Annotated in this window: 14 protein-coding genes; 5 read left to right on the top strand and 9 right to left on the bottom strand. The window is 37.1% G+C overall.

The genetic code is table 11. The annotated features are described in order from the left end of the window. Positions 1 to 14 precede the first annotated feature (14 nt). The 5 genes from BLT95_RS01825 to proC form a co-directional block, all read right to left on the bottom strand. Positions 15 to 2,018: a cation:proton antiporter gene (locus BLT95_RS01825; protein ID WP_089664367.1), complete on the bottom strand. Its 2,004-nt coding sequence runs from the start codon at positions 2,016 to 2,018 to the stop codon at positions 15 to 17. Positions 2,019 to 2,138: 120 nt separating this feature from the next. Continuing rightward, positions 2,139 to 4,013 carry a peptidase M61 gene (locus tag BLT95_RS01830; protein WP_089664368.1) on the bottom strand — a complete coding sequence of 625 codons (1,875 nt, stop codon included), beginning with the start codon at positions 4,011 to 4,013 and terminating at the stop codon, positions 2,139 to 2,141. A 99-nt stretch (positions 4,014 to 4,112) separates the two neighbouring features. Further along, positions 4,113 to 5,312 (bottom strand): glutamate-5-semialdehyde dehydrogenase, encoded by a 1,200-nt coding sequence (locus BLT95_RS01835; protein ID WP_089664369.1) that lies wholly within the window; start codon positions 5,310 to 5,312, stop codon positions 4,113 to 4,115. A gap of 35 nt (positions 5,313 to 5,347) precedes the next feature. Next, the gene (gene proB / locus BLT95_RS01840; RefSeq protein ID WP_089664370.1) at positions 5,348 to 6,121 is read right to left on the bottom strand and encodes a glutamate 5-kinase; all 774 of its coding nucleotides are present in this window, start codon (positions 6,119 to 6,121) and stop codon (positions 5,348 to 5,350) included. Positions 6,122 to 6,163: 42 nt separating this feature from the next. Further along, entirely contained in the window at positions 6,164 to 6,970 is an 807-nt protein-coding gene (gene proC, locus BLT95_RS01845; protein WP_089664371.1) for a pyrroline-5-carboxylate reductase, read from the bottom strand. Positions 6,971 to 7,585: 615 nt separating this feature from the next. Here proC and BLT95_RS01850 point away from each other — a divergent pair. The 5 genes from BLT95_RS01850 (at position 7,586) to ggt (ending at position 16,403) form a co-directional block, all read left to right on the top strand. Further along, positions 7,586 to 11,242: a chemotaxis protein CheB gene (locus BLT95_RS01850; RefSeq protein WP_089664372.1), complete on the top strand. Its 3,657-nt coding sequence runs from the start codon at positions 7,586 to 7,588 to the stop codon at positions 11,240 to 11,242. A gap of 7 nt (positions 11,243 to 11,249) precedes the next feature. Further along, positions 11,250 to 13,463 (top strand): ATP-binding protein, encoded by a 2,214-nt coding sequence (locus BLT95_RS01855; RefSeq protein ID WP_089664373.1) that lies wholly within the window; start codon positions 11,250 to 11,252, stop codon positions 13,461 to 13,463. Positions 13,464 to 13,522: 59 nt separating this feature from the next. Then, positions 13,523 to 14,083 (top strand): response regulator, encoded by a 561-nt coding sequence (locus tag BLT95_RS01860; protein ID WP_089664374.1) that lies wholly within the window; start codon positions 13,523 to 13,525, stop codon positions 14,081 to 14,083. Continuing rightward, positions 14,067 to 14,621, top strand: a complete 555-nt coding sequence (locus BLT95_RS01865) for a biliverdin-producing heme oxygenase (RefSeq protein ID WP_089664375.1) — start codon at positions 14,067 to 14,069, stop codon at positions 14,619 to 14,621. The genes BLT95_RS01860 and BLT95_RS01865 overlap by 17 nt, the downstream gene beginning before the upstream one ends. 69 nt (positions 14,622 to 14,690) lie before the next feature. Then, positions 14,691 to 16,403, top strand: a complete 1,713-nt coding sequence (gene ggt, locus BLT95_RS01870; RefSeq protein WP_089664376.1) for a gamma-glutamyltransferase — start codon at positions 14,691 to 14,693, stop codon at positions 16,401 to 16,403. Here ggt and BLT95_RS01875 read toward each other — a convergent pair. The 4 genes from BLT95_RS01875 to BLT95_RS01890 all read right to left on the bottom strand — a co-directional run bounded on the left by BLT95_RS01875 (position 16,400) and on the right by BLT95_RS01890 (position 23,400). Next, a complete protein-coding gene (locus BLT95_RS01875) occupies positions 16,400 to 16,972 on the bottom strand; it encodes a pseudouridine synthase (protein ID WP_089664377.1) in 573 nt (190 codons plus the stop codon). The genes ggt and BLT95_RS01875 overlap by 4 nt on opposite strands. A gap of 143 nt (positions 16,973 to 17,115) precedes the next feature. Beyond that, positions 17,116 to 19,269 (bottom strand): M3 family metallopeptidase, encoded by a 2,154-nt coding sequence (locus BLT95_RS01880; protein WP_089664378.1) that lies wholly within the window; start codon positions 19,267 to 19,269, stop codon positions 17,116 to 17,118. Between the two features lie 423 nt (positions 19,270 to 19,692). Beyond that, the gene (locus BLT95_RS01885; RefSeq protein ID WP_089664379.1) at positions 19,693 to 20,724 is read right to left on the bottom strand and encodes an AraC family transcriptional regulator; all 1,032 of its coding nucleotides are present in this window, start codon (positions 20,722 to 20,724) and stop codon (positions 19,693 to 19,695) included. 117 nt (positions 20,725 to 20,841) lie between these two features. Beyond that, positions 20,842 to 23,400, bottom strand: a complete 2,559-nt coding sequence (locus tag BLT95_RS01890) for an FtsX-like permease family protein (protein ID WP_231896394.1) — start codon at positions 23,398 to 23,400, stop codon at positions 20,842 to 20,844.

Below are 23,400 nucleotides of genomic sequence, written 5' to 3' on the forward strand. Positions count from 1 at the left end.
AAAATTAAGGGACATTAAAATGAAAGCAAATTATTTAAATGATTTATATTATTTGGATGTCCAAATAAATATAGAAGATCTCCCTGCTGAATAATAGTTTCTGGAGAGATCTCTGTAAGATATTTTCTATCACGCTGAATGGCCATTAGCGTAACGCGATAATTCTTTCCAATACCTGATTCCTGAATACTTTTACCTACAATTTGGTGATTATCCCGTTGCACTTTGAGGGTCACAATCTCCCTATTCGGAATATTGAGATGTTGAAGGGCAGGGGAGTGCGGACTTTTTTTCATCGAGGTAAGCAGCTCGTAGTCTGAAGACCTGATCTGGTTAATGAATTCCTGAATTTCATCGAAGGGAACAAGGTATTTTTTCAGAACACGGGTAAAGATTTCAATGGAAGTTTCAAATTCTTCAGGAATCACTTCGTCAGCTCCTAACCTTAGTACATCCTCCATTTCTTTAACATATTTAGTCCTTACTATAATGGTAGCCGTTTGCGTGAATTGCCTTATGCTACTCAGCATTTTCTTCGTAGCACCTGGGTCTGAAATAGCGATTACGATCACCCTTGCTTCCTGAACATGCGCATGTTTTAAAATGGTAGTATTCGTGGCATCCCCAAATATGATAGGTTCTTTATTCTTTTTTGCTTTTTCAAACGATTCTGGATTCGCATCGATGATCACGTATGGGATTTCAGCTTTTCTAGCTGCTTTAGAAATATTGGTACCATTTACTCCATAACCAATTAAGACCAAATGATCATGGAGATTTTCTTCTGAAAATTCTTCTTCAGCCTGCGAACTTTTTTTAATATTTTCAAGGCGTTTTCTCACTGCCGCGGGAATTGGAGCTTTAAGTATTGCATAAGTAATCCTTGGAGCTGAAGAGATAAGAAATGGTGTTACCCCCATAGTGATAATAGATATGGCCAGAAAATATTGATAGATATTCTCTGGAATAATGCCATTGTCTTTCCCAACACCAGAAAGTAGCAAGGAGAATTCACCCACCTGGAAAAGGCTGAAAAGAGCCAGGAATATTGTTCTTACAGGATATTTAAGGATTAGAACCGTAAAGCCCACAATTAACATTTTAAGTAGTATAACCCCAATAACCAGTAAAAATATATTCAGCAGATTATTAAAAAAGAATTCCAGATTTAATAAGGTTCCTACTGAAATAAAGAAAAAACTAATGAAGATCTCTCTAAACGGTAAAACATTAGCAGTGGCCTGATGGCTGTAATCTGATTCAGAAATAATGAGTCCGGCAAAAAAAGCTCCCAATGCTAATGATAATCCAACGGTAGAGGTAAGCCATGCAACCCCAAAACAAAATACTACTACGGTGAGTATAAATAATTCCTGATTTTTAGTTTTTACCACCCATCCAAAGATCTTTGGAGCAACAAAACGCGCGAGGATATAAACAATTACCAGCACCAGTAATATTTTTAGTGCCATAATCATGATCGTGGATATGATATTTGGAGTTTCCCCTGCGAGAAGGGGAGTGAAAAGCATCATTGGAACAACAATGATATCCTGAAAGATTAAAATACCAAGTCCAATCTTACCGTGAGGCGTGGATATTTCTCCTCTTTCCTGTAGTAATTTAAGAACTATGGCAGTACTACTTAGACTAAATAGAAAACCAAGGAAAATGGAAGTGTTCATCGGTAGTCCTATAAAGTAGGAAATAGCTGCTGTGATCACTATAGTTCCTCCCACCTGCAAACCTCCCCCAAGAAATATTATTTTTTTAATTGAGGCGAGACCTTTTAGAGATAGTTCTATTCCAATAACGAATAGAAGAAAAATAATTCCTATTTCTGAAAGTAATTCAACCTCGTGTTGCGAGCTAATGAGATTAAAAGCATGAGGCCCTGCAATGATACCTGCTAGCAGGAAACCTAGTATTGCCGGAAGTTTTAATTTCTGGAATACAAGAATTATTACAATAGATAAACCTAAAATTATAACGATATCCTGTAGAATAGGAATTTCCATGAATTGGTTGGTTTTAATGGAAATTAAAGATAATAAGATAAGCTGTTTGTACAGGGCTTTAAACAAAAAAAAGCGACAGTAATTTACTGCCGCTTCTAAAGATTTTCAAATAGAAAGTTTCTAGCCTTTTAACCAGGCATTTCTTAATTCAATCTGGTCTCCATCAGCGTTCTGAACTTCAACCATTTTAGTTTCCTTATCCATCGGTGTAGATATTTTACCTTCTAATTTGATTTCTTCACCATCTCTAATGATCGTCATGGTGATTTGTTCTCCTTCTTTCCACGAATTAGAAGTGGAGATCAAATCATACACATTCTGGATGTTATATTCTGTTTCGTTTACTGACTTAACAGTATCACCACCCTCAATGCCAAAATCTTTCAGGAAGGTATTGAATTCGATATCCTTTCTGAATACGATTTGCATCGTAGCCTGGTTAGCAGTTATGTAAGGAGTCTGACCTTTCAGAAAGAATCCAACTTCGCTCATCATTTCTTTTTCTTCAATTCCGGCTTTCGCGAAAAATTCATCATAAGGTATTGGTGTGGTACCTGTAATATAAGTATCAAAGAACTCCTGAATTTCCGGATAAGTAAGTTCAACGATATCTGAAATTAACTGGTCATCATCAAATGGCTTGTCTTTACCATATTTTGAATTCAGTTTCTTCATAAGATCAAGAATGCCCATTTTACCTCCGCTTAATTCTCTCAAACGAATATCCAGGGCCATTCCAATTAAAGCTCCTTTCTGGTACACATTATAATAACTGTCTTTATATTCATCAGTTAAAATATTTTTGCTCATTACTGTGAACGGTACGGTATCGTCAAATCTTTTAGAAATATTGATCTTATCTACCATTCGGTCATAAAACTCCTGGTTGCTGATAAGCCCCTGGTTTACCTGGAACAGATTGGCAAAATATTCGGTCACACCTTCGTACATCCATAAATGTCGGGACATTTTCGGGTCGTTATAATCGAAATAATGCACTTCTTTTGAATGAATGCCAAGTGGAGTGATAATATGGAAGAATTCGTGAGATACGATATCTTTCATGCTCTCATCAATAGCTTCAGCTTCCATCGTTTCAGGCATTACCACCACGGTTGATGTGTGATGTTCCAAAGCGCCAAAATTACCAGCATCTTCTTCACCCGGTGTAGCAGATAGATAAACAAGGATCGCATACTTATCGGTACTGTTTATATCTCCCAGGAATCTCTTTTGAGCACGGATCATTTTTTCCAGATTCGGTCTCAAACTTTCAGCTGAAAATTTCTTATTTGGAGAAAATACATTGATAAGAACTTCCATATCCTCCACCATGAAGCTGGTCGTATCCGGACTGGAATACATAATAGGGTTATCTATCACTTCAAAATATCGCCCCAGGTTATAAACATCTGTTCTGGTTTCAGAATTCTCACCAGTCAGTGTTTCATCTACGCTAAGTGCGGTACCAGCGATAAGGTTTGCAGGTCTCTGTATTTCCAAACGGAAGGCTTTCTCTTTCAAGTTATCAAAATAACCTACGAAACCGTGCAGGTTTAAAAGGAAATTTTTGTCTTTTAAAATATTGGTTCCGGCCATAGAATATACTCCACCTTCATCTTCCCAGTCGAAAGAATCATTTACCTGATACATTACCTTATCAAGATCTTCAGCATTTGGAATGGTCCAGCTGTTTTCATCCATTTTCACGAATTCCATCTCTTCACCCTTGTAGTTGAGAGCTTTGAAGTTCTCCGAAAATTTCCCGTAATTATCAGTGGAGTAGGTTCCTGGAACTGTTTTCGGAATGTAAAATGTAGTGCTATCTCCGGTAAATCTATCAGGATCTACAGTAACCCAGACTTTATCATTTTCAACGTTTACCAGATCAATGCTAGCCAGAGTGGGCTGGAATGCTTTTGTTTCGGTTACATTTTGAGTTTTACAGGCAAAAAGCAAGGCAGCTGTAGCAACTCCTAAAATTATTTTTTTCATGAAATTTGTTCTTTAAAAGGTTAGACTTGATTTTATAAAAATTGTTACAAGTAAAAAAGGCGCCAATTGGCGCCTTTTTTAGTATTTAAAGAATCAAACTTATTCTCTTATATGTCCTTCACCTAGTACATAATATTTGTTTGTTACCAGTTGCTTAAGACCTAGAGGTCCGCGGTGGTGAAGTTTATCTGTACTAATAGCAAGTTCTGCACCTGCTCCCATCTGTCCACCATCGGTAAAACGGGTAGAAGCATTATGATATACAGCGGCGCTGTCTACCTGCTCCATAAAATTAGCAGCTTCTTCTTTGTCTTTAGTGATGATCGCAGAAGAATGACCTCCTGAATATTTGTTGATCTTTTCAATAGCAGCATCTGTACCATCAATAGCACCCAATACGATTCTCATTGCAAGAAATTCTTCATACCAGGTATCTTCTGAAGGAATTTTTTCCTCTTCAGGCAAAACTTTGGCTACATCATCATCTACAAGAATGTTCACTTCATTTTCATTGAACATTTTATACAGTTCCTTCACTTTATTGTCAAAGTCAGGAATATTCTTGTCTACAAGAACTTTATCCAATGCATTGCAACCCGAGATCTTATCGATCTTCGCATTCAGCATCACTTTCTTGGCTACGTCAAAATCGGCATTTTTAGATACATATAGGAAGTTATTCCCTCTACCACTTACCAGTACTGCTCCGGTAGAATGTTCTTTTACAAATGCGATCAAGCGTTCTCCCCCTCTTGGAACAATAAGGTCTAATTGTTCTGGTGGATTTTTCAGGAACTCCTGAGTCTTGGTTCTATCCATATGCAGAAGTTCGATCCAGTTAGTATCCAGATCATTTTCTTTTAATGCTTCATGCCAGCATTCTTCAAGAATCTTGTTACTGTTTATGGCTTCTTTACCACCTTTCAAATAGATCTTATTATTTGCTTTAAAAGCTAAGACAGCAGCCTCTATGGTAACATCAGGTCTGGATTCATAAATGATCATGATATTTCCAAACGGAGCGGTTTTATTAGTAATATCAAGACCAGTATCAAGCTTCTTATGCTCAATAGTCTTTCCAACCGGATCATCCTGATCCATTACTTCCTGAACAGACTGAATCATACCGTCAACTTTTTTATCATTTACGATAAGCCTGTCATACATCGCCTGATCTTCCTTATTGAAAGCCTCAAGATCTTTCTTGTTGGCCTCAATTATTTCTTTTCGTCTTCTATCCAGAATTTTCATCATGGATTTAAGCACGTTATTTTTGGTTTCAGATTTTATCAACTTCATTTCTTCGTTTCTTTAGATTCGTTAATCAAATTTATTTATGAGGTAAACTTAGTCCCAACAGGCTTACCAGCCATAATATCCAGTATTACATCTTCGCGTTTACCATTAGCAATATAAGTAGGGATATTTTTGGCAGCGGTTCCTTTAGCGATCTTAATTTTAGACTCCATACCGCCTCGGCCTTCGCCTTCACCTTTATCAGATTCCTGAACGTATTTTTCAACATTCTCATCTATCTGAACTTTATTCAGTTTTTCAGAATCGTCATGTTCCGGATGTCCGGTATAAAGACCATCAGTATCACTCAATATGATCAGTCTTTCGGCACCGATCAATTCAGCAACTAAACTTGCGAGTTCATCATTATCTGAGAACATAGACATAGTCACAGAAACTGCATCATCTTCATTTGCAATTGGAATGATACCTTCTGAGAGTAATGATTCATAACAATTGATCATATTCTCTCTGTGTATTCCCGGGCTAAAATCTCTTTTGGTAGCCAGCACCTGCGCACAGCGCATCCCATAATCATGGAATATACTATAATAATGACGCATCATTCGAGGTTGCCCTACAGATGAGTATACCTGTCTTCGTTTACTGGCATCCTCAATTTTAATTTCGCCAAGAATTTCTTTCCCGGCAATGGCAGATCCTGATGAAACAAGCACTACCATAATATCTTCTTCGTATAAGGTAGCGATTTGTCTTACAAGGCTTTTTAAAACCGGACCTAATATTCTGTTATCTTTATTGGTCATTACGTTTGTACCAACTTTTACAACAATTCTTCTCTTTTTATCCATTTTCAGAGTCTTTTGTTATCTCAATTTTGAATATTAATATACTTATTTTCCTTCTCCAAGTTCTACAGCACGATCAAACGCGGCGTAAGCAGCATCTTTAATCAATTCTTTTACATTATTATCGTCCATAGAATCTAATGCAGCCCTTGTGGTTCCCCCTTTTGAAGCTACGCGATCCATCCATGTATCTGGAGAAAGATCGTTCTGGTTGAATAATTCAACTGCACCTTCAAATGTCTGGCTAACTAGTACTTTTGAATCATTCTTAGAGAATCCCATTTTAAGTGCCGCTTCCAGCATAGAATTCATGAAATAAAATACATACGCAGGACCACTACCAGATATACCTGTAGAAGCATCAATAAAATTCTCATTTTCAACATGTATGGATTCACCGGTCGTATCCAGTAAATTACGCACCATTAATAGCTCCACTCTGGAAACTTCGCTGGATGCTGTATAAGAAGTAACACCTTTTCCAACCTGGGCGGGTAGGTTTGGCATTGAACGTACCACTTTTTTTACTCCCAGTCCCTCTTGGATTTTACTAATAGTGACTCCGGCCATCAAAGACACAAAGATTTGCTCTTTATTAACCATGGATTTCATTTCTTCAAAAAGTGCATCGCAGTGGTAGGGTTTTACTGCTACGAATACCATATCTGCTTTGGGCAGGCATTCTTCTAAAGATTCGTATACGTCAAAATGGTCAAGATCCCGTAAACGAGCGATTACATCTGCCGATTTATCAAAAACCATAAGGTTTCTTCTATTTAGCATTGCAGATTGTGCCATTCCTTCGGCATACGTTAATCCCATATTTCCTGCTCCAATAACTAATGTCTTCATTTTTACTTTTTTGGTTCAATATATACTGGCTTTTTGCCAATTAATTCCGGTCCTATTTGGACAAAGACCGTGCGATAATGCCAATATTTTAAATTAACATTTCATTTGAAACGATAATTTACCCTGTTTTTATGGAAGCTTGCATTAATAAAACCTTAAATTCTTATGAAATATCCTAAAGTTTATGGGCCTGGAAGTGTAGAATATTTAAATCATCTCCAACTTTTTTACCTATTTCTCTACTTTGATATGTTTTTATTACAGATATGGAATAAAGCCTATTTCCTTCTTATCAGTAATTAATCTTACTTCTTAAAAAAATGTTATTTATAATTTGAAAATCTTAAAGAATCAGAATATTTGCAGATATGACAAAATTATGCAATTATGTCAGGTTTTTCTTAATAAGAAGAATTATATGAAATATTGCCCTATAAATTAGGGAATGCATTTTTTTCAGAAATGGTGGGCTCGTAGCTGAAATTCCTTGAAAATACTAAGCATTTGCCGTAATAAATGTTTGTTTTGGAGCAATATAAATTTGAAAAAAATAATATTATTACAAATTAGTGATAATCTGTACGATTGTTAAGTAAAAACCTACTACTCAGATTAATGAAAAGTACTAAAGAAAGTTCTACAGTAGAAACTATAAATAAAAATAATAGTGAGCAGCCCAGGATTGTTGCAGTAGGGGCGAGCGCCGGGGGGCTGGAAGCTTTAAAAGACTTTTTTAAGAATATTCCTGCAAACGATAAAAATGCCTATGTAATTATTCAGCACTTATCTCCAGATTTTAAGAGCATGATGGGTGAGCTTCTTATAAAGCATACAAATTTGCCAATCGTACAAATTAAAGATCAAATGCAGGTGAAATCTGGGCATATTTATCTTATACCACCAGCTAATAACCTTATTCTTGAAGATGAAATTCTAAGGTTAACAGAAAAGCCCAAGAATCAAACCCTCAACCTGCCAATAGATATGTTCTTTGAATCAATGGCGAGAGAACGAAAAGAAAGAGCGGTGGGTGTAATTTTAAGTGGAACAGGGAGCGATGGCACCAGAGGAGCCAGAGCTATTAAGGAAAATGACGGAATGATCATGGTGCAGGATCCCAAAGATGCAAAATTTGATGGGATGCCCAAAAGTGCCATAAATACCGGGCTTGTAGATTATATACTTCCTGTACGCGAAATGGGGTCTGAGTTGCGTAATTTTATCTCAAGTCCCCCGATATTTCACTTTAAAGATGGAGATGTTCAATATGACGAAATTGAATTAAACAGGATCCTTAATTATGTAGATGAAAAATCTGGACTCGACTTTAGAGAATATAAATATGCTACGCTAGCTCGTAGAGTAGCGAGAAGGGTAAATGTATGTAAGTGTAACAATTTAAAGGAATACTATGATTTTCTAACCAGCAATAAAAGTGAAGTGGAGATTCTCTATAGAGAATTTCTAATTGGCGTGACAAGGTTTTTCCGCGATGAGATGGTATGGGAAGTTTTAAGAAAAGATGTTTTCCCTAAAATGATTAAGGAAAAGCAAGATGGAGAGATTCTAAAGGTCTGGGATGTTGCTTGTAGTACGGGAGAAGAAGCTTATTCTTTAGCTATGTATCTTCATGAGGAAATGGAACTACAAGGCAAGGACATTGAAATTAAAATTTTTGCTACAGATATTTCTCAACCCCATCTGGATATTGCCGCTAAAGGAATTTATCCTGAAAGTATCGTTGCAGATGTTTCTAAAGATTTTTTAATAAAATATTTTCTAAGCAAATCTAATGGATATCAGGTATGTGATAGACTTAGAAGGTCGGTTATCTTTTCAAGACATAATATCATCAAAAATCCACCATTTAGCAATATGGATATGGTGGTGTGTAGAAACCTTTTGATCTATTTTCAAAACAGCATCCAGAAGAAAACACTTAATATGTTACACTATGCATTAGTTGAAAAGGGTGTGCTGTTGCTTGGTACCAGTGAAAGTGTACATACACATAAGGAAAATTTTAGGGAGATAGATCGCAAATGTAAGATCTACAGAAATATTAAACCCAGTACCCGCTTAAAGAATGGTATATCCCACGCGACCAATACAGGAAGATCAACTACAGAATTACTGGAAAATAAGGCACAGAGAGAGCGAAAAGTTAGGAATCCATCCAATCCTATTCGTCAAAAACTTCAGGGAGAATTAAATGAGACCATTCTGGAGCAGTTTGGTGGAGCTTCTGTCTTTGTAGATTCAGATTATAATATTCTTCAGGCCGTGGGAGAATTTAGAAAATACGCGAATCTTCCCTTGAATGGATTTTCTATCAATTTATTGGATATGCTGGATTCTGAACTCAAATATGTGGTTCAGTCTACCTTTAATAAAGCTTATAAGAACGAGGATAAGGTAATTTATAGGGATGCGGTAATTAACCAGCGAGATAAAAAGATTGGTGCAGATATCATTATAAAACCTTTCAAAAATTATAGTCTAGAGGGAGAAACTAATTATGTGATCACTTTTATTGAGAAAGAACTGAATCTAAAAGATGTAGAAGAGGTGGCAAAAGTGAGTCCTTCCAGTCAAACTAAAGAATACGTTCAAAACCTGGAGATCGAATTAAAACAAACCAAGGAAGATCTCCAAACTTCGTTAGAAGAGATAGAAACCAGTAACGAGGAGCTACAGGCGGCCAATGAGGAACTTCTGGCTTCTAATGAAGAACTTCAAAGCACAAATGAAGAATTACAAAGTGTAAACGAAGAGATAAATACTGTAAATGCTGAGAATATCCAGAAAGTAGATGATCTGGCAGCATTAAACGACGATATGCATAACCTCCTCAAGAGTACAGATATTGGAGTTATATTTCTTGATTCAGATTTAAAAATAAGAAAGTTTACACCGCCCATTAAAAAGCATTTTAGTCTTATTAATGGTGATATTGGCAGACCTATCGATAATTTCACCAATAGCTTTGGGTTAACCAGGAAACAAAGTTTTTTAGATCGATGTAAGAAAGTATTAGATACCGGGAAAGTATTAGAAAAGCCTATCGTCTCCAGGGAAGGAAGAAATTACCTTCAAAGAATTTCCCCGTATATGGAATCTGAAAATGAGATTAGCGGGGTAGTGATCTCCTTTATAGATGTTGAAACCATACAGAAGTCTAAAGAAAAACTGATGGCTAGTGAAAAGCGTTTCAAGTCTTTTTACGAAGATGATCCGGTACTTCATATTAGCGTGGATCCAAAATCATCTGAGATCGTTCAGTGTAACAAAAAAGCTGTGCAAAAGTTAGGATATGATTCTAAGGAAGACCTTTTTGGAAAGTCTATTTTGGAACTATTTGATAAAGATTCCCAGCTTAATACAGTGAAACTACAATCAAGTATTAAAAAATCTGGTGAACTGGTAAATATAGAGCAGAATATGATCACTAGAAAAGGTAGAGTATTACCGGTGATCTTAAATGCTACCGCCGAGAAAGATGAAAACAACAACCTTAAAACTATTCGTTATACCTGTGTAGATATTTCTGCCTTACAAAAAGCTCAGGAACAGTTAAAAGAGCAAAAGAACGACCTGGAAAGAGCCAATAGAGACCTTGAACAGTTCGTATCTATATGTTCTCATGACCTCCAGGAACCTCTGGCTACTATAAAATTTGGTAGTGACGTACTTGGGAAGATGTACGCCAGTAAACTGGATGAGAAAGGGGAGAATTATATTAAATATATTAAGAACGCTTCAGACAGACTTTCTGCTCAAATCAGGGCATTGCTGGAACATTCAAGAATTGGAAAAAACGGAAAAAAATCTTTAGTCAATACTAAGGAGATCGTTGAGGTAGTAAAATATGATCTTGGAAAAAGCATCAGGGATTCTAATGCCAAAATTCATACAGGAGCGTTGCCGGAAGTAAAAGGATTTGAAGTGGAATTAAGACTCCTTTTTCAGAATCTTATAAGCAATGCTATAAAATATGTTCCTAAAGATCGAGCTCCAGAAATTAGAATCTCAGCATACAAAGAAGATAAATTCTGGGTTTTCTCTATTGTAGATAATGGTCTGGGAATTTCAAAAGAAGACCAGCGAAACATTTTCACCATTTTTAACAGAGTTCCCGGAAACGAAGATACAGAGGGGACAGGGGTTGGCCTTGCCCATGTAGAAAAAATTGTACTTCTTCATGAAGGAACTATTTGGGTAGATTCACAGGAAGGCGTAGGAAGTACCTTCTACTTTAAATTAAAGGCTTAAGACCAGAATGGCTGAACATAATAGGTACCCCGAAAGAGTGGATCTTTCCAGTTGTGAAAAAGAACCAATCCATATTATTGGAAGTACCCAGTCCTATGGCGTAGTGATCGCCTGTGATAAATTCACCGGTAGAATCATTCAGATTGGTGAAAATTGTAAGGAATTTTTTAATGTTCCTGCAGAAGACCTTTTGGGTAAAGAACTTGATGTAATATTAGGTGTCGAACTCTCTCGTAAAATTCTTTCAGCGGTTTTTGAAGATCATGCTTTTAAAGTTGAAGAAACATGCATTAATGATAAGGAGTTTGTAGTGATTCCCCATGTGAATAGTACAAACTTTATTCTGGATATCGAACCCATCAGTGCCAAAGCTGATAATTTTGATTTTCAAAAAGGACTTAGTAGTTTATTGAATACCCTCAGTGTTTCTCAAGATGCAGAAGAATTATGCAGGGATGCAGCAAAGATCACCAAGTCTATCTTTGGCTATGATAGGGTGATGATCTATAAGTTTGATGAGGAATGGAATGGACAGGTCATAGCTGAAGAACTTAATGAAGAAATGGAAAGCTGGCTTGGGTTGCAATATCCTGCAAGTGATATTCCAAAACAGGCCCGACAATTATTTTTAAAGAATCGAGTTCGAATTATTTCTGATGTGAACTATTCTCCGGTGAAGATCATTCCGCGGCTTTCACCTGAAACCAATGAACCCCTGGACCTAACGAATTCAAAATTGCGTGGCGTCTCTCCCATACATATAGAGTACCTCCAAAATATGAAAGTGGGAGCTTCATTAACAGCAGCTTTATTAAGCAATGGAAAGCTATGGGGATTATTAACCTGTCACCATTATCAGCCAAAATTTATCAATTATTACCAGCGACAAACTTGTGAATTTCTTATTCAGATATTTTCAAATGAATTATCGTTAAAGAATTCAAAAAGCTTTATTTCTAATATTGAAAAGCTGGATGCTTTAACCCTGGAACTTATAAATCAAATTCATCTGGAGGCTAATATCAATCGGGGTTTAAGATCTTCAGCAACTAAAATTACAGATCTGCTTGAATGTGGTGGAGCTGCTATTATCTTAAATGGAAAAATCAAGCTTGTAGGCAAAACACCAGATAAAAAGGATATTAAAAAGTTGGTAAGGGATTTTCTGGCAAAAAAGAAGGAGAGTCTTTTCCATACAAAGCAGCTTCAGCAGTTTTATCCAATGGCTGAGAATTTCAAGGAATCTGGATCTGGAATTTTAAGTTTAAGACTAGGCCAGAGCGAAAGCGATTTTTTGATTTGGTTTAGACCAGAAGTGATCAAAACAGTAGAATGGGGAGGAAATCCAGAAAATAAAGCTACTTATAATGAAGAAAAAGAGCGTTTAACGCCTCGTAAGTCATTTGAGAAATGGACAGAGCAATTAACAGGAATTTCTCATCCCTGGCAGGACTTTGAAATTAGTGGAGCCAGAAAACTTGGGGAAAGCGTTAGTTATGTGATTCTGGAAAATCAGAAAAAGGAGATAGATAATCTAAATAAACAATTGGTAGATGCGCATAATGAGCTGGAATTGTTCAGTCAGGGACTATCTCATGATCTTAAAGCGCCTCTAAGAGGAATTGATGGATACGCCCACGTTTTAAAAGAAGATCATTATACCGATCTTCATAAAGAAGGACAAATGGCTGTTGATACTATTTTAAGTTCGGCTGAAAAAATGCGGGAACTTATTGATAATATACTTTCTTTCGCGGGAGTTTCCAATCAGGATGTTCATAGGAATTTGAACTCTCCTAATACTATGATCGGGGAAATACTTGTTTCTTTCAATCTAAAGTCAAATTATCCAAAAACTGAAATTATAGTGGAAGAAAATATGCCCAAACTGGTCGGGGACAGGCGAATGTTAAGCCAGGTTTGGTCTAATCTTATTACCAATGCGCTAAAATATAGTGAAAAGAACGAAAAACCGAGGATAGAGATTGGAACCAGAATACATGATAGAAGAACCATCTATTTTGTAAAAGATAACGGTATTGGTTTTGATCCAAAATACAAAGAAGAGATCTTTAATTTATTTTCCAGACATTCTGGAGATGATTACCAGGGAACAGGAATAGGCTTAGCTATAGTGAAAAAGATCATTGAAAAACATAATGGTAAAATCTGGGCTGAGGCTAAAGAGAAATCAGGCTCTGTCTTTTACTTTTACGTTTAACTTTTAAGGATTGTTTTATAAACAGGATTCAACTACTTTCGTAGATATTCATGTAGCCAATGATTAAAAACAAACTAAATATTGTACTTGTAGAAGATAACAAGGATGATGTTTTCCTTATAAAAAGACAGATCAATAAAATAGTTTCTGAACCTAATATCGAGGTTACAGATAATCTACAGGATTTTAGAGAGCTTTTGGTAAATTTTGCTCCAGACGTTGTTCTATCTGATTATAACTTACCTAAATGCACAGGCCTTGATATTATGGAGACCGCAAAAGAATACGACAGCAGCATTGAGCTCATATTTATTACCGGGACAATTAATGATGAAGAATTAGCGGCTAACACTATTTTGAACGGTGCATCCGGATATATTCTGAAAAAACACATGAATATCTTAAGTGAAAAATTGAATCCCCTGCTTAAGAAAGTTGTAATTAATATGGTTTCCCGGGATGAGTTACGGGACCGTATTAGGAATAATAAGATCACTGTGAACCAAATCTATAATTATCTGGATAAGATCAATTCAGATAATGCAGAACAGCGTGACAACATTCAACATATAAAGCAGGCAATAACCCAATTTAATTTGGATAATGGAGATATTAAATAAGTTACGCGAGGAAACTGCAGTTTTACATCAGGAAATTGAAGCAGATAATATTGCCGGCAAAATTTTGGGTCACTCCATAGATATTGAGGAATATAAACTTCTGCTTTTTCAAAATTATATCGCTTATAAAACCTCAGGGAAAGAGATAAAAAAGTTCATTCCAGAATTTGGTTTAGATAAAGCCAGAAGACTACAGCAGGATCTTAATAAACTTGAAGTTACAGAGCTGAACTGTGATCTGGAATTCAGTTGTAACTCAGAAGCAGAAGCCATTGGTGCCGCTTACGTAGTTGAAGGCTCCGCAATGGGTGGAATGTTGATAGGTAAAGAAGTAAAAAATTGTAACTCCTTAAGTTCAATTCCAGACCAGCTTTTTTTTAACGGTGAACGCAGTGGTATGACTGGGTGGAATGAGTATTTAAAATTCCTCAGGTCCAGAGAATTTACTCAGGACGAAATTAATACAGCTACACAAAAGGCAAAAGAGACGTTTTTATTATTTAAAGCAGCTTTTAACCTAAAGCTTTCAAGCTGTTAAAAATTCTATTTTCCCCGGTTGTTTTAGAATTCAATTTTAAGTAGGTTTAGATTCTCTAAATCCAAAAGAATGAGTGATTTCTCCAAATTTTTTCTGGGCCTTTTTATTTTCTTCTCTTTTAGTTTTCAACTTGGTGCACAGGGAGGAAGAATCCCTGTTTCTGCTAAGAAAGGGATGGTTGTTAGCAGTCATTATTTAGCTTCACAGGTTGGTAAAGATATCCTGTCTCAGGGAGGAACTGCAATTGATGCCAGCATCGCAACGGCTTTTGCATTATCTGTTACTCTGCCGGCAGCTGGAAATATTGGTGGCGGTGGATTTCTCGTGTATCACGCAGGAGATGGTGAAACAACTACTTTTAATTTTAGAGAGAAAGCACCCCTTGCTGCAACCCGCAGGATGTATCTGGATAAAAATGGAAATGTAAAAGATAACACCAATCATGATGGCCTTTTATCTGTTGGTGTTCCCGGAACGGTGAGCGGATTGTTCATGGCTCACCAGAAATTCGGAAAATTACCCTGGAAAAAATTATTACAGCCAGCGATTAATCTTGCCGAAAACGGATTTGCGATTAGCCCTGTAATTGAGGATTTTTCTAATTGGGTCTTTGAAAATAAAGATGAATATGAGTCCACTGCCAGGATCTTTCTTAAAAAAGACGGAACTCCCTTTACAGCCGGGGATATATTAATTCAAAAAGATCTATCTGAAACGTTAAAGCGAATCCGGGATAAGGGAGCAGATGGATTTTATATGGGGAAAACAGCAAGTTTGATTGCAGATTTTATGAGATCTAATGGTGGAATCATTACTAAGAAAGATCTCAAAGAGTATAGAGCTGAGGAAATGGAGCCCATTAAAGGCACTTATCGTACTTATGATATTATCGGCATGCCACCACCAAGCTCGGGTGGGACAGCGATTGTAGAAATGCTGAATATTCTGGAAGGTTTTGACTTGACAAATGAAGGACATAATTCTGCCCAAAGTCTTCATTATATCACTGAAGCAATGCGAAGAGCCTTTGCAGATAGAGCATTGTATCTTGGAGATCCTGATTTTAATGAGCAGATGCCATTAGATAAGATCACCTCAAAAGAATATGCGAATAAGCTTAGAAGTACCATTTTAAAACAAAAGGCGACACCCAGTGATTCTGCCAATTTTAACAAAGCCCACCTTACCTATGAAAGTACTGAAACCACACATTTATCTGTTGTAGACTCCATGGGAAATGCGGTTTCTCTTACCTATACCCTGGAGCAGTCTTATGGTTCAAAAATAGTGGTGGAGGGTGCTGGCTTTCTTCTGAATAATGAAATGGGTGATTTTAATGCGATCCCTGGATATACAGATACCAAAGGAAGAATAGGGACCAAACCAAACCAGATTGAGCCGGGTAAGCGTATGCTTTCCAGTATGAGTCCTGTAATTGTAGCCAAAGATGGAAAGCCGGTGATTGTAATTGGTTCACCTGGAGGAAGAACCATTATAAATACGGTGCTGCAGGTAATTCTTAACATGGTTGATTATGATATGGATATCGCTAAAGCAATTGAATCTCCCAGGTTTCATCATCAATGGTTACCAGATGTCACTTATTTTGAAGAGTGGGGTTTTTCACCAGATACTCAAAGATTATATAATGAAATGGGTCATGAATTTGAAATTAGGAATACACAGGGCAGGGCCATGGGAATTTCTATAGATCCTGAGACAGGGATGTTAGAAGGAGCTGCAGATAGTAGAAGTTATGATGGAAAGGCTGTAGGATATTAGAGAGCTATTTTTTCGAGTGAGCGTACCTCACCAGCATCCATAGTTTCAATTTTTTCGTTTCCAATGCGTACTCTCACCAGTCGTAAAGTGGGAAACCCCACTGCTGCCGTCATTTTTTTTACCTGTCTAAATTTTCCTTCAGTGAGAGTAATACTTATCCAGCTGGTAGGTCCGTGGCGTTCATCTCTAATTTTTTTCGCCCGCTGAGGAAATGTTGGTCTTTTCTCTAATTTTTTCACATCACATTCCAGTGTTCTGTAAGGATTTCCAAAAATACTAATGTCTACACCTTTCCTTAATTCGGCAATGGCATCATCGGTTATGACTCCATCAAGTTGTACGTGGTATTCTTTTTCGCTATTTCCGGCAGTGATCTTAGTACTTAATTTTCCATTGGTGGTAAGTAGTAATAAGCCTTCAGAATCTTTATCCAGTCTGCCAATAGCCATAGTATTTGCTGGAAAATTATATAGATCACCAAGCAATTTATGTTTCCCGCCTGGTTTCTGATTTGTAATGAACTGGCTTAAATAGCCATAAGGCTTATAGATCTTGAAATGTTTATGCATAGATCAAAAGTAGTAAGCTATTACAAAAAAAGAATCTTTGGAAGTTAAAACTGTTACAGCTTCCAAAGATTCGTTTCTAAATACCTAAAATTCCGAAGTTGAGGTCAGAAAACTGGTTCTTTATATTGAGAAATATTAAATAATTATTTCATTTCCTTTTCAGGAACCGGGAATCCACGGTCGCGCATCAAAGCATCAATTTCGGCATCTCTACCTCTAAATTTCTTATAAGCTTCCGCAGGATCCATGGCATTTCTTGGGGCAAAAAGATATTTAACCAGTTTTGCTGCCACCTCCTCATCATAAAAACCACCTGGTGCCTCCGCAAAGGCCTCTGAAGCATCTGATGTTAATACATCTGCCCATAAATAACCGTAATATCCGGTAGCATATCCTTCTCCTGAGAATACATGACCAAAATGAGGGGTACGGTGACGCATCACGATTTCTTCTGGCATATTCAGCTCTTTTAAAGTTTCTCTTTCAAACGTATCTGGTTCAATCTTATCAGGATCTGTAGTATGATATTTCATATCCATGATTGCTGAAGCCAGAAACTCTGTAGTGGCAAATCCCTGGTTGAAAGTAGCGGCTTTTTTGATCTTCTTTACCAGGTCTGCAGGGATCACTTCATTAGTTTCATGATGCCTCAAAAACTGGTTGATCACTTTATCTGTAGATAACCATCTTTCCAGTAACTGCGACTGAAATTCAGTATAATCCCTTACACCGCTGTTAAGAGTTGGATATTCAATATCGGCAGATAGAAAATGCAGCGCATGCCCGAATTCATGGAAAAAAGTATTTGCATCGTCCCATGATACCAGAACAGGTTCTCCCGGTGCTGGTTTGATAAAATTTGAATTATTGGAGGATAGAACCGGCTTTGCACCCATGAGCTCATTGTAACTTCTGTAGGTTGTAGCCCAGGCGCCCGAACGTTTACCTTGTCTCGCATAAGGATCTAAGTACCATAAGCCAACAAGCTCTCCAGAGTCTTTATCACTAACTTCCCAAACTTTCACATCTTCATGAAAAACCGGAACACTACCTTCTTCGACGAGGGTGAATTCAAAATTGAATAATTCTCCAGCGGTAAAGAACAAAGCCTGGGTAAGGTTTCCTAATTCAAGATATTGTTTTACTTCTTCGCTATCCAGGTCATACTTTTCTTTTCTAACTTTTTCGGCATAGAATCTATAATCCCAGGGTTTTATAGTGATATCTGCTCCTTCGGCATTTGCCACCTTTTGCATATCGCTTACTTCTTCTTTTACTCTTGCCAGCGCAGCAGGCCATACTTTCATCATAAGATCCATGGCATTTTCAGGAGTTTTAGCCATTCTGTTTTGTAAGCGCCATTGTGCATAATTTTCATGCCCCAGTAATTCTACTCGTTCATCACGTAATTTCAGGATCTTTTTTATGATCTCGTTATTGTCATACTCATCCCCGTTATCGCCACGGGAATAGTAATTATTCCATACTTTCTCGCGCAATTCCCTTTCTGTGGAATAGGTTAAAAATGGATCCATTGAAGAGCGGGTATTGGTAACGGCATATTTGCCATCTTCACCACGATTAGTTGCAGCCTGGGCGGCAGACTTGATATAAGAGTCGGGTAAACCACCAAGTTGATCTTTATCAAGATAGGTTACATAATTCTCTTCATCTGCAAGGACGTTATTTGAAAAACTGGTATACAGACCAGATAACTCCTTGTTTATTTCAGCATACCTTTTTTTGTCTTCTTTATTGAGGTCTGCTCCCTGCATGGCAAAATCTTCATAAATAAGGTCAATGACTCTTTGTTCGGCTGCATCTAAAGGATCTTTCTGGGATTTTTCATATACAGTTTTGATCCTTTTAAAAAGCTCTTCATTCTGGCTGATCTTTGAAGAGAATTCAGAGATCTCAGGAGCCAGTTCTTTTTGAACTTCTCTAAATTCTGGACTGGAAACATTACTGCTGTAAATGCCATAATAAGTAAAAGCTCTGTCTAATTCCTGTCCGGCTTTCTCCAGAGGAACAATGGTATTTTCGAAAGTAGGGTCTTCGGTATTTGCAGTAATCTTGTCAATATCGGCCAGGTGCAATTCCATACCTTTTCTAATTGCTGGCTTCACAAGATCGACCTTCATCTTATCAAATGCCGGTACACCCTGGTATGGCCCGGTCCAATTTGTTAATAGGGGATTAGTAGTCATTGATTCTTTTTCTTTTTCCTGGCCGTTAGTATAGCCAATAATGGAAACCAGAGCAAATACACTCAGGCCTTTTTTAAATTTTGAATTCATGTTTTAGTTCGCTTTGAAATAGGCCTGAATATAAAACAATTAAAAATTTTTGAGAAATGAATAGCATCAAATTAGGACTCCTGAATGGAAAATTAAAGATGGTCGGTACCTCGATCTTTAATTCTATGGAGAATCTTGTAAATGGATACAAATGAAAATCCGGTATTTTAACGGCTAAGTCAAAGAGCTACCACACTCAAAATGTCTGATATTGAAAAAGAAGATTAAAACTACATATTAGAATGATAATGGATGATGATTGATAAATGATAACCCATAACCTTCTTGGATTCTTTGTTATACCGGATTTTCAAAAAATATCCAATTGAAATTAAAGTCTAAAGTATTTAAAATCAATGAAATACAACTGGGGGGGGTTCACCCTAAATGGAGTGGGTAGCTCTTTATCTTAAAATTCAGGGTTTATTTCTTAAGTTCCTGGGGAGTCTGTTTTTTAGATAATATTTTTCGTGGGGAAACTCCATATTTCGCTTTAAAGATCTTAGAGAAATAACTTCGGCTTGAAAGTCCTAGCTCGTAAACAACCTCACTTACATTTTTATTACCTGCAGAAAGCATATTAAGGGATTTTGTTAGCCTAACATCCCTAATATATTCATTCACAGTTTTGCCATAAATTATCTGAAAACCTTCCTGAAGTTTATTGGTATTTATTCCTGCAATCATGGCGAGATCGCTTACGGTACCGGTTTGGGCAATATGAGTATCAATATATTCTACCGCAGTTTCAATCGCCTTGCGGTCGCTTTGCTTTATATTGTCACTCTCGAATCGCTGCTTTTCTTTCTTAAATCTGGCAAGCATATAACTTAAGACTTCTAGTGCTTTGGCCCCAATAAAATTTATACGGGGAAATCCTGTTAATTCACAATTTCTAATTTCTTTAATAGCGTCAGCTGTTTTAAGGCTGAAACTTCCGGTTTCCGAAATCCGGTTTAAGGCTTTTATATCACTAAAAATTTTATAGAAAACCGGTTCAAGATCGTGAGGATCAAATGAAAAATATTGTTGAAATTTCAGGCGGTCTATCTCAAGGTAACAAATGACCGTGTCCTTGCTCTTATTAAAAATAAGACTATGAGTTTCATTATCTCTTGGAGCTGCAATTAGAAACTGGTGATCTGCAATATTAGTTTGATCTTCACTATTTTTAAAATGGCTTTGCACTTGCCCCCTTACACAATAAATAAACCTGATTGGTTTTATAAAAGGTTGAGAGATACAAAGGCTCAGATCTGTTTTTAGTTTACAATGGTAGGTGTATAAACCTATTCCATTTGGGAAATTGATTCCTTTAATCATTCCATCTCCTTTGCTTTCTGGTATTTGTAACTGAAATTCACCGAGATGTTCAGAAAAATCACTCCCAAATTTATTGGCAAGTTCAGGTATAAATTCGTCTACATCATTTAATTCTAAATGATAATCCTCCATATGTTCTCATTGTTTAAATTCAGCTAATTCTAAAATTACGGTCTACTCTAAACAAAAGCACTAAATGCGGAGTTAAACTTTTAATAAACCTTGAAAATTCAGGTTTTTAAAAGACATTTACCTCAGTTCTTTCCGAAGAACAACCAGTGGCGGACTCTTAATTACCCCAAGACTATTTCCCAAACCTATGCCCATTACCAAAACAATGATTCCTGGCAATAAGACTGAAAATGGAACCCAGGAAGGGATAAAAGTGGTTTCAAAAACAAAATAGCCCAGTAATAAACTGCTAACCAGGGACAATAATATTCCTGAGAGTGCACCAATCATTCCCAGATAAAAATATTCAAGAGCCAGGATCTTTAAGATCTGATCGCTTCTTGCTCCTAGCGTTCGTAACAGAACGCTTTCTCTTATACGTTGATATTTACTGGTTCTTACTGCTCCAATTAAAACGATTATTCCCGTTAAAATACTAAAGAATGCCATGAAATTAATGAGCCATGAGATTTTCCCCAATATCTTCTCAATTAAACTTAATACCTGTCTTAGATCGATGATGGTTAGGTTAGGGAATTGCTCTACAAGGCTCTGCTGTAATTCGGCCGACCTGTTTTCATCTGGGACTTTAGTGGTGAGAACACGAAACTGCGGTGCGTCTTCAAGTACTCCGGTTGGAAATACAATAGAAAAATTAAGCTGCATTCTACTCCAGTCTACGCTACGAATACTTCCTACTACCGTATTGAGCAATACACCCTGTACGTTAAAATCTATTTTATCGCCAATTTTAACTTTGGCGTCTTCAGCAAAATTGTTGCTTACAGATATTGGAATAGTACCATTTGAAGACTTTTCTCCTATCCATTCACCAGATTCTAACACTTCAGAAGAAATTAATGAATCTCTATAGGTCGTTCTAAATTCATGGTGCAGTATCCAGCCGTTCACCTGGGATGTAGAATCTTCCCTGATATCATTTACAGACCTTCCCTTCAAATTCTCCACCCGCATAGTGACTATTGGAATATTCTCAAGTACATCAAGGTTATTAGACGTGATGGTATTGGCTACCTCTTCCTGTTGTTCAGACTGTACGTCTAATAAGATCATATTAGGACTTTTTGCCTGTTCTTCAAGCGAAGCCTGGGCCAGTAAAAGATCTTTGCTGAAATACAGGGTGCTGATCAAAAATGTTCCAATGCCTATGGCGAGTACAAGGATAAGCGTTTGATTTTGCGGTCTAAATAAATTGAGAAGACTTTGTCTGGGTACAAAACCCCATTCTGTAGGGAAATACTTTTTTATGGTTTTCATAAATAAATTGGCCACTCCTGCCAGAAGAGAAAAAGTGATGATTATTCCCAGCACAAAAAATAGAGAGTATTTCCAGTCTTCCAGTAGCCAAAAAGCAAATAAGAAGATAAAGAGAAAGATCCCGCAAAGAACAAAAAATCCTGCTCTTTTCGATTTTGACCTTTCAGAATCTACAACACGAAGCGCTTGCAATGGAGATACATATAAAGTTCCCATTAATGGGTAAAGTGCAAAAAGTATAGACATGAGAACACCCAGTAAAACCCCCATAAAAATAGTTCGGGGACTAAATGAAATGTCCACATTTACCGGTAATATATCCTGCAAAATCAATGGAAAGAGCTGCTGGAGTAATAAACCCAGGCCTGTTCCTAGAATACCGCCAATAAATCCAATAAGTGCAATTTGTATTAGATAAATAAGGAAAGTTTGTTTTTTAGAAGCTCCAAGACATTTAAGAACTGCAACAGATCGCAACTTCTCCTTAATATAAATATGAATGGCGCTTGCAATTCCAATACACCCAAGTAATAAAGCAATAAAAGCAACAAGGTTTAAAAATTTTCCGAAATTCTCATAACGCCTGCCCATTCTCTGGCTGGTGGAGGTATGCGTGTCCAGGTCGGCATCATTCGCGTCAAGAATTGGATCGATTTCAGCATCAAATTTTTCCAGATCCAGCTTTGGATCGGCAAGAAAGTAATATTTATATCCAATTCTACTTCCTGTCTGTACCAGCCCGGTTTCCTCGATAAAACTATGAGGAATTATAACTGGTGGAGCAATTGAACTGAAGATCGCAGCACTACCAGGAACCGATTTTAAAGTTCCGCCAATTGGGAGCTCAACATTACCGATCTTTATTTTATCACCCGTTTTTATTCCCAATTGAAGCATGAGCGTTGCGTCTACGAGGGCTGAGCCTTTATTTTGAAATTCTTTTGCTGCTGAAACAGGTTCTGTTTCCAGCTCACCATACAAAGGAAATTCACCTTTGATCCCTCTCACGCGAACCAGCTTGGTACCTTCTTTCCCTGGAAATGCCGCCATTGAAGCGAAACTAATCTCTTCGGAATTAGGCCCGCCCAGGGAATCCATCATAAAAGTGACCCTGTCATTAGGTTTTTTGTCGCTATCAATCGTATAATCGGCACCCATCAAGGCCTTGGACTGCAAAGCGATATTGTCTTTTAGATTATTACTGAAAGACTGTATAGAAACTACCGCCGCAATTCCCAGTACTATAGAGGCCATAAAAAGCAACAGTTTTCTCTTACTGGCCTTTCCATCCCTAATGGCCATTTTTAATAACCACCCGAGACCTGCTTTTTTTGAATATTTAATTTTGGAATCCTTCAT

This window comes from Gramella sp. MAR_2010_147, from assembly GCF_900105135.1.
GTDB lineage: Bacteria > Bacteroidota > Bacteroidia > Flavobacteriales > Flavobacteriaceae > Christiangramia.

Excerpts from the sequence above, each read along its gene's own strand:
- BLT95_RS01860 (WP_089664374.1), top strand. The coding sequence starts at position 13,523 with ATGATTAAAAACAAACTAAATATTGTACTTGTAGAAGATAACAAGGAT.
- BLT95_RS01835 (WP_089664369.1), bottom strand. The coding sequence starts at position 5,312 with ATGAAGTTGATAAAATCTGAAACCAAAAATAACGTGCTTAAATCCATG.
- BLT95_RS01880 (WP_089664378.1), bottom strand. The coding sequence starts at position 19,269 with ATGAATTCAAAATTTAAAAAAGGCCTGAGTGTATTTGCTCTGGTTTCC.
- BLT95_RS01890 (WP_231896394.1), bottom strand. The coding sequence starts at position 23,400 with ATGAAGGATTCCAAAATTAAATATTCAAAAAAAGCAGGTCTCGGGTGG.
- BLT95_RS01885 (WP_089664379.1), bottom strand. The coding sequence starts at position 20,724 with ATGGAGGATTATCATTTAGAATTAAATGATGTAGACGAATTTATACCT.
- ggt (WP_089664376.1), top strand. The coding sequence starts at position 14,691 with ATGAGTGATTTCTCCAAATTTTTTCTGGGCCTTTTTATTTTCTTCTCT.
- proC (WP_089664371.1), bottom strand. The coding sequence starts at position 6,970 with ATGAAGACATTAGTTATTGGAGCAGGAAATATGGGATTAACGTATGCC.
- proB (WP_089664370.1), bottom strand. The coding sequence starts at position 6,121 with ATGGATAAAAAGAGAAGAATTGTTGTAAAAGTTGGTACAAACGTAATG.
- BLT95_RS01865 (WP_089664375.1), top strand. The coding sequence starts at position 14,067 with ATGGAGATATTAAATAAGTTACGCGAGGAAACTGCAGTTTTACATCAG.
- BLT95_RS01830 (WP_089664368.1), bottom strand. The coding sequence starts at position 4,013 with ATGAAAAAAATAATTTTAGGAGTTGCTACAGCTGCCTTGCTTTTTGCC.
- BLT95_RS01850 (WP_089664372.1), top strand. The coding sequence starts at position 7,586 with ATGAAAAGTACTAAAGAAAGTTCTACAGTAGAAACTATAAATAAAAAT.
- BLT95_RS01855 (WP_089664373.1), top strand. The coding sequence starts at position 11,250 with ATGGCTGAACATAATAGGTACCCCGAAAGAGTGGATCTTTCCAGTTGT.
- BLT95_RS01825 (WP_089664367.1), bottom strand. The coding sequence starts at position 2,018 with ATGGAAATTCCTATTCTACAGGATATCGTTATAATTTTAGGTTTATCT.
- BLT95_RS01875 (WP_089664377.1), bottom strand. The coding sequence starts at position 16,972 with ATGCATAAACATTTCAAGATCTATAAGCCTTATGGCTATTTAAGCCAG.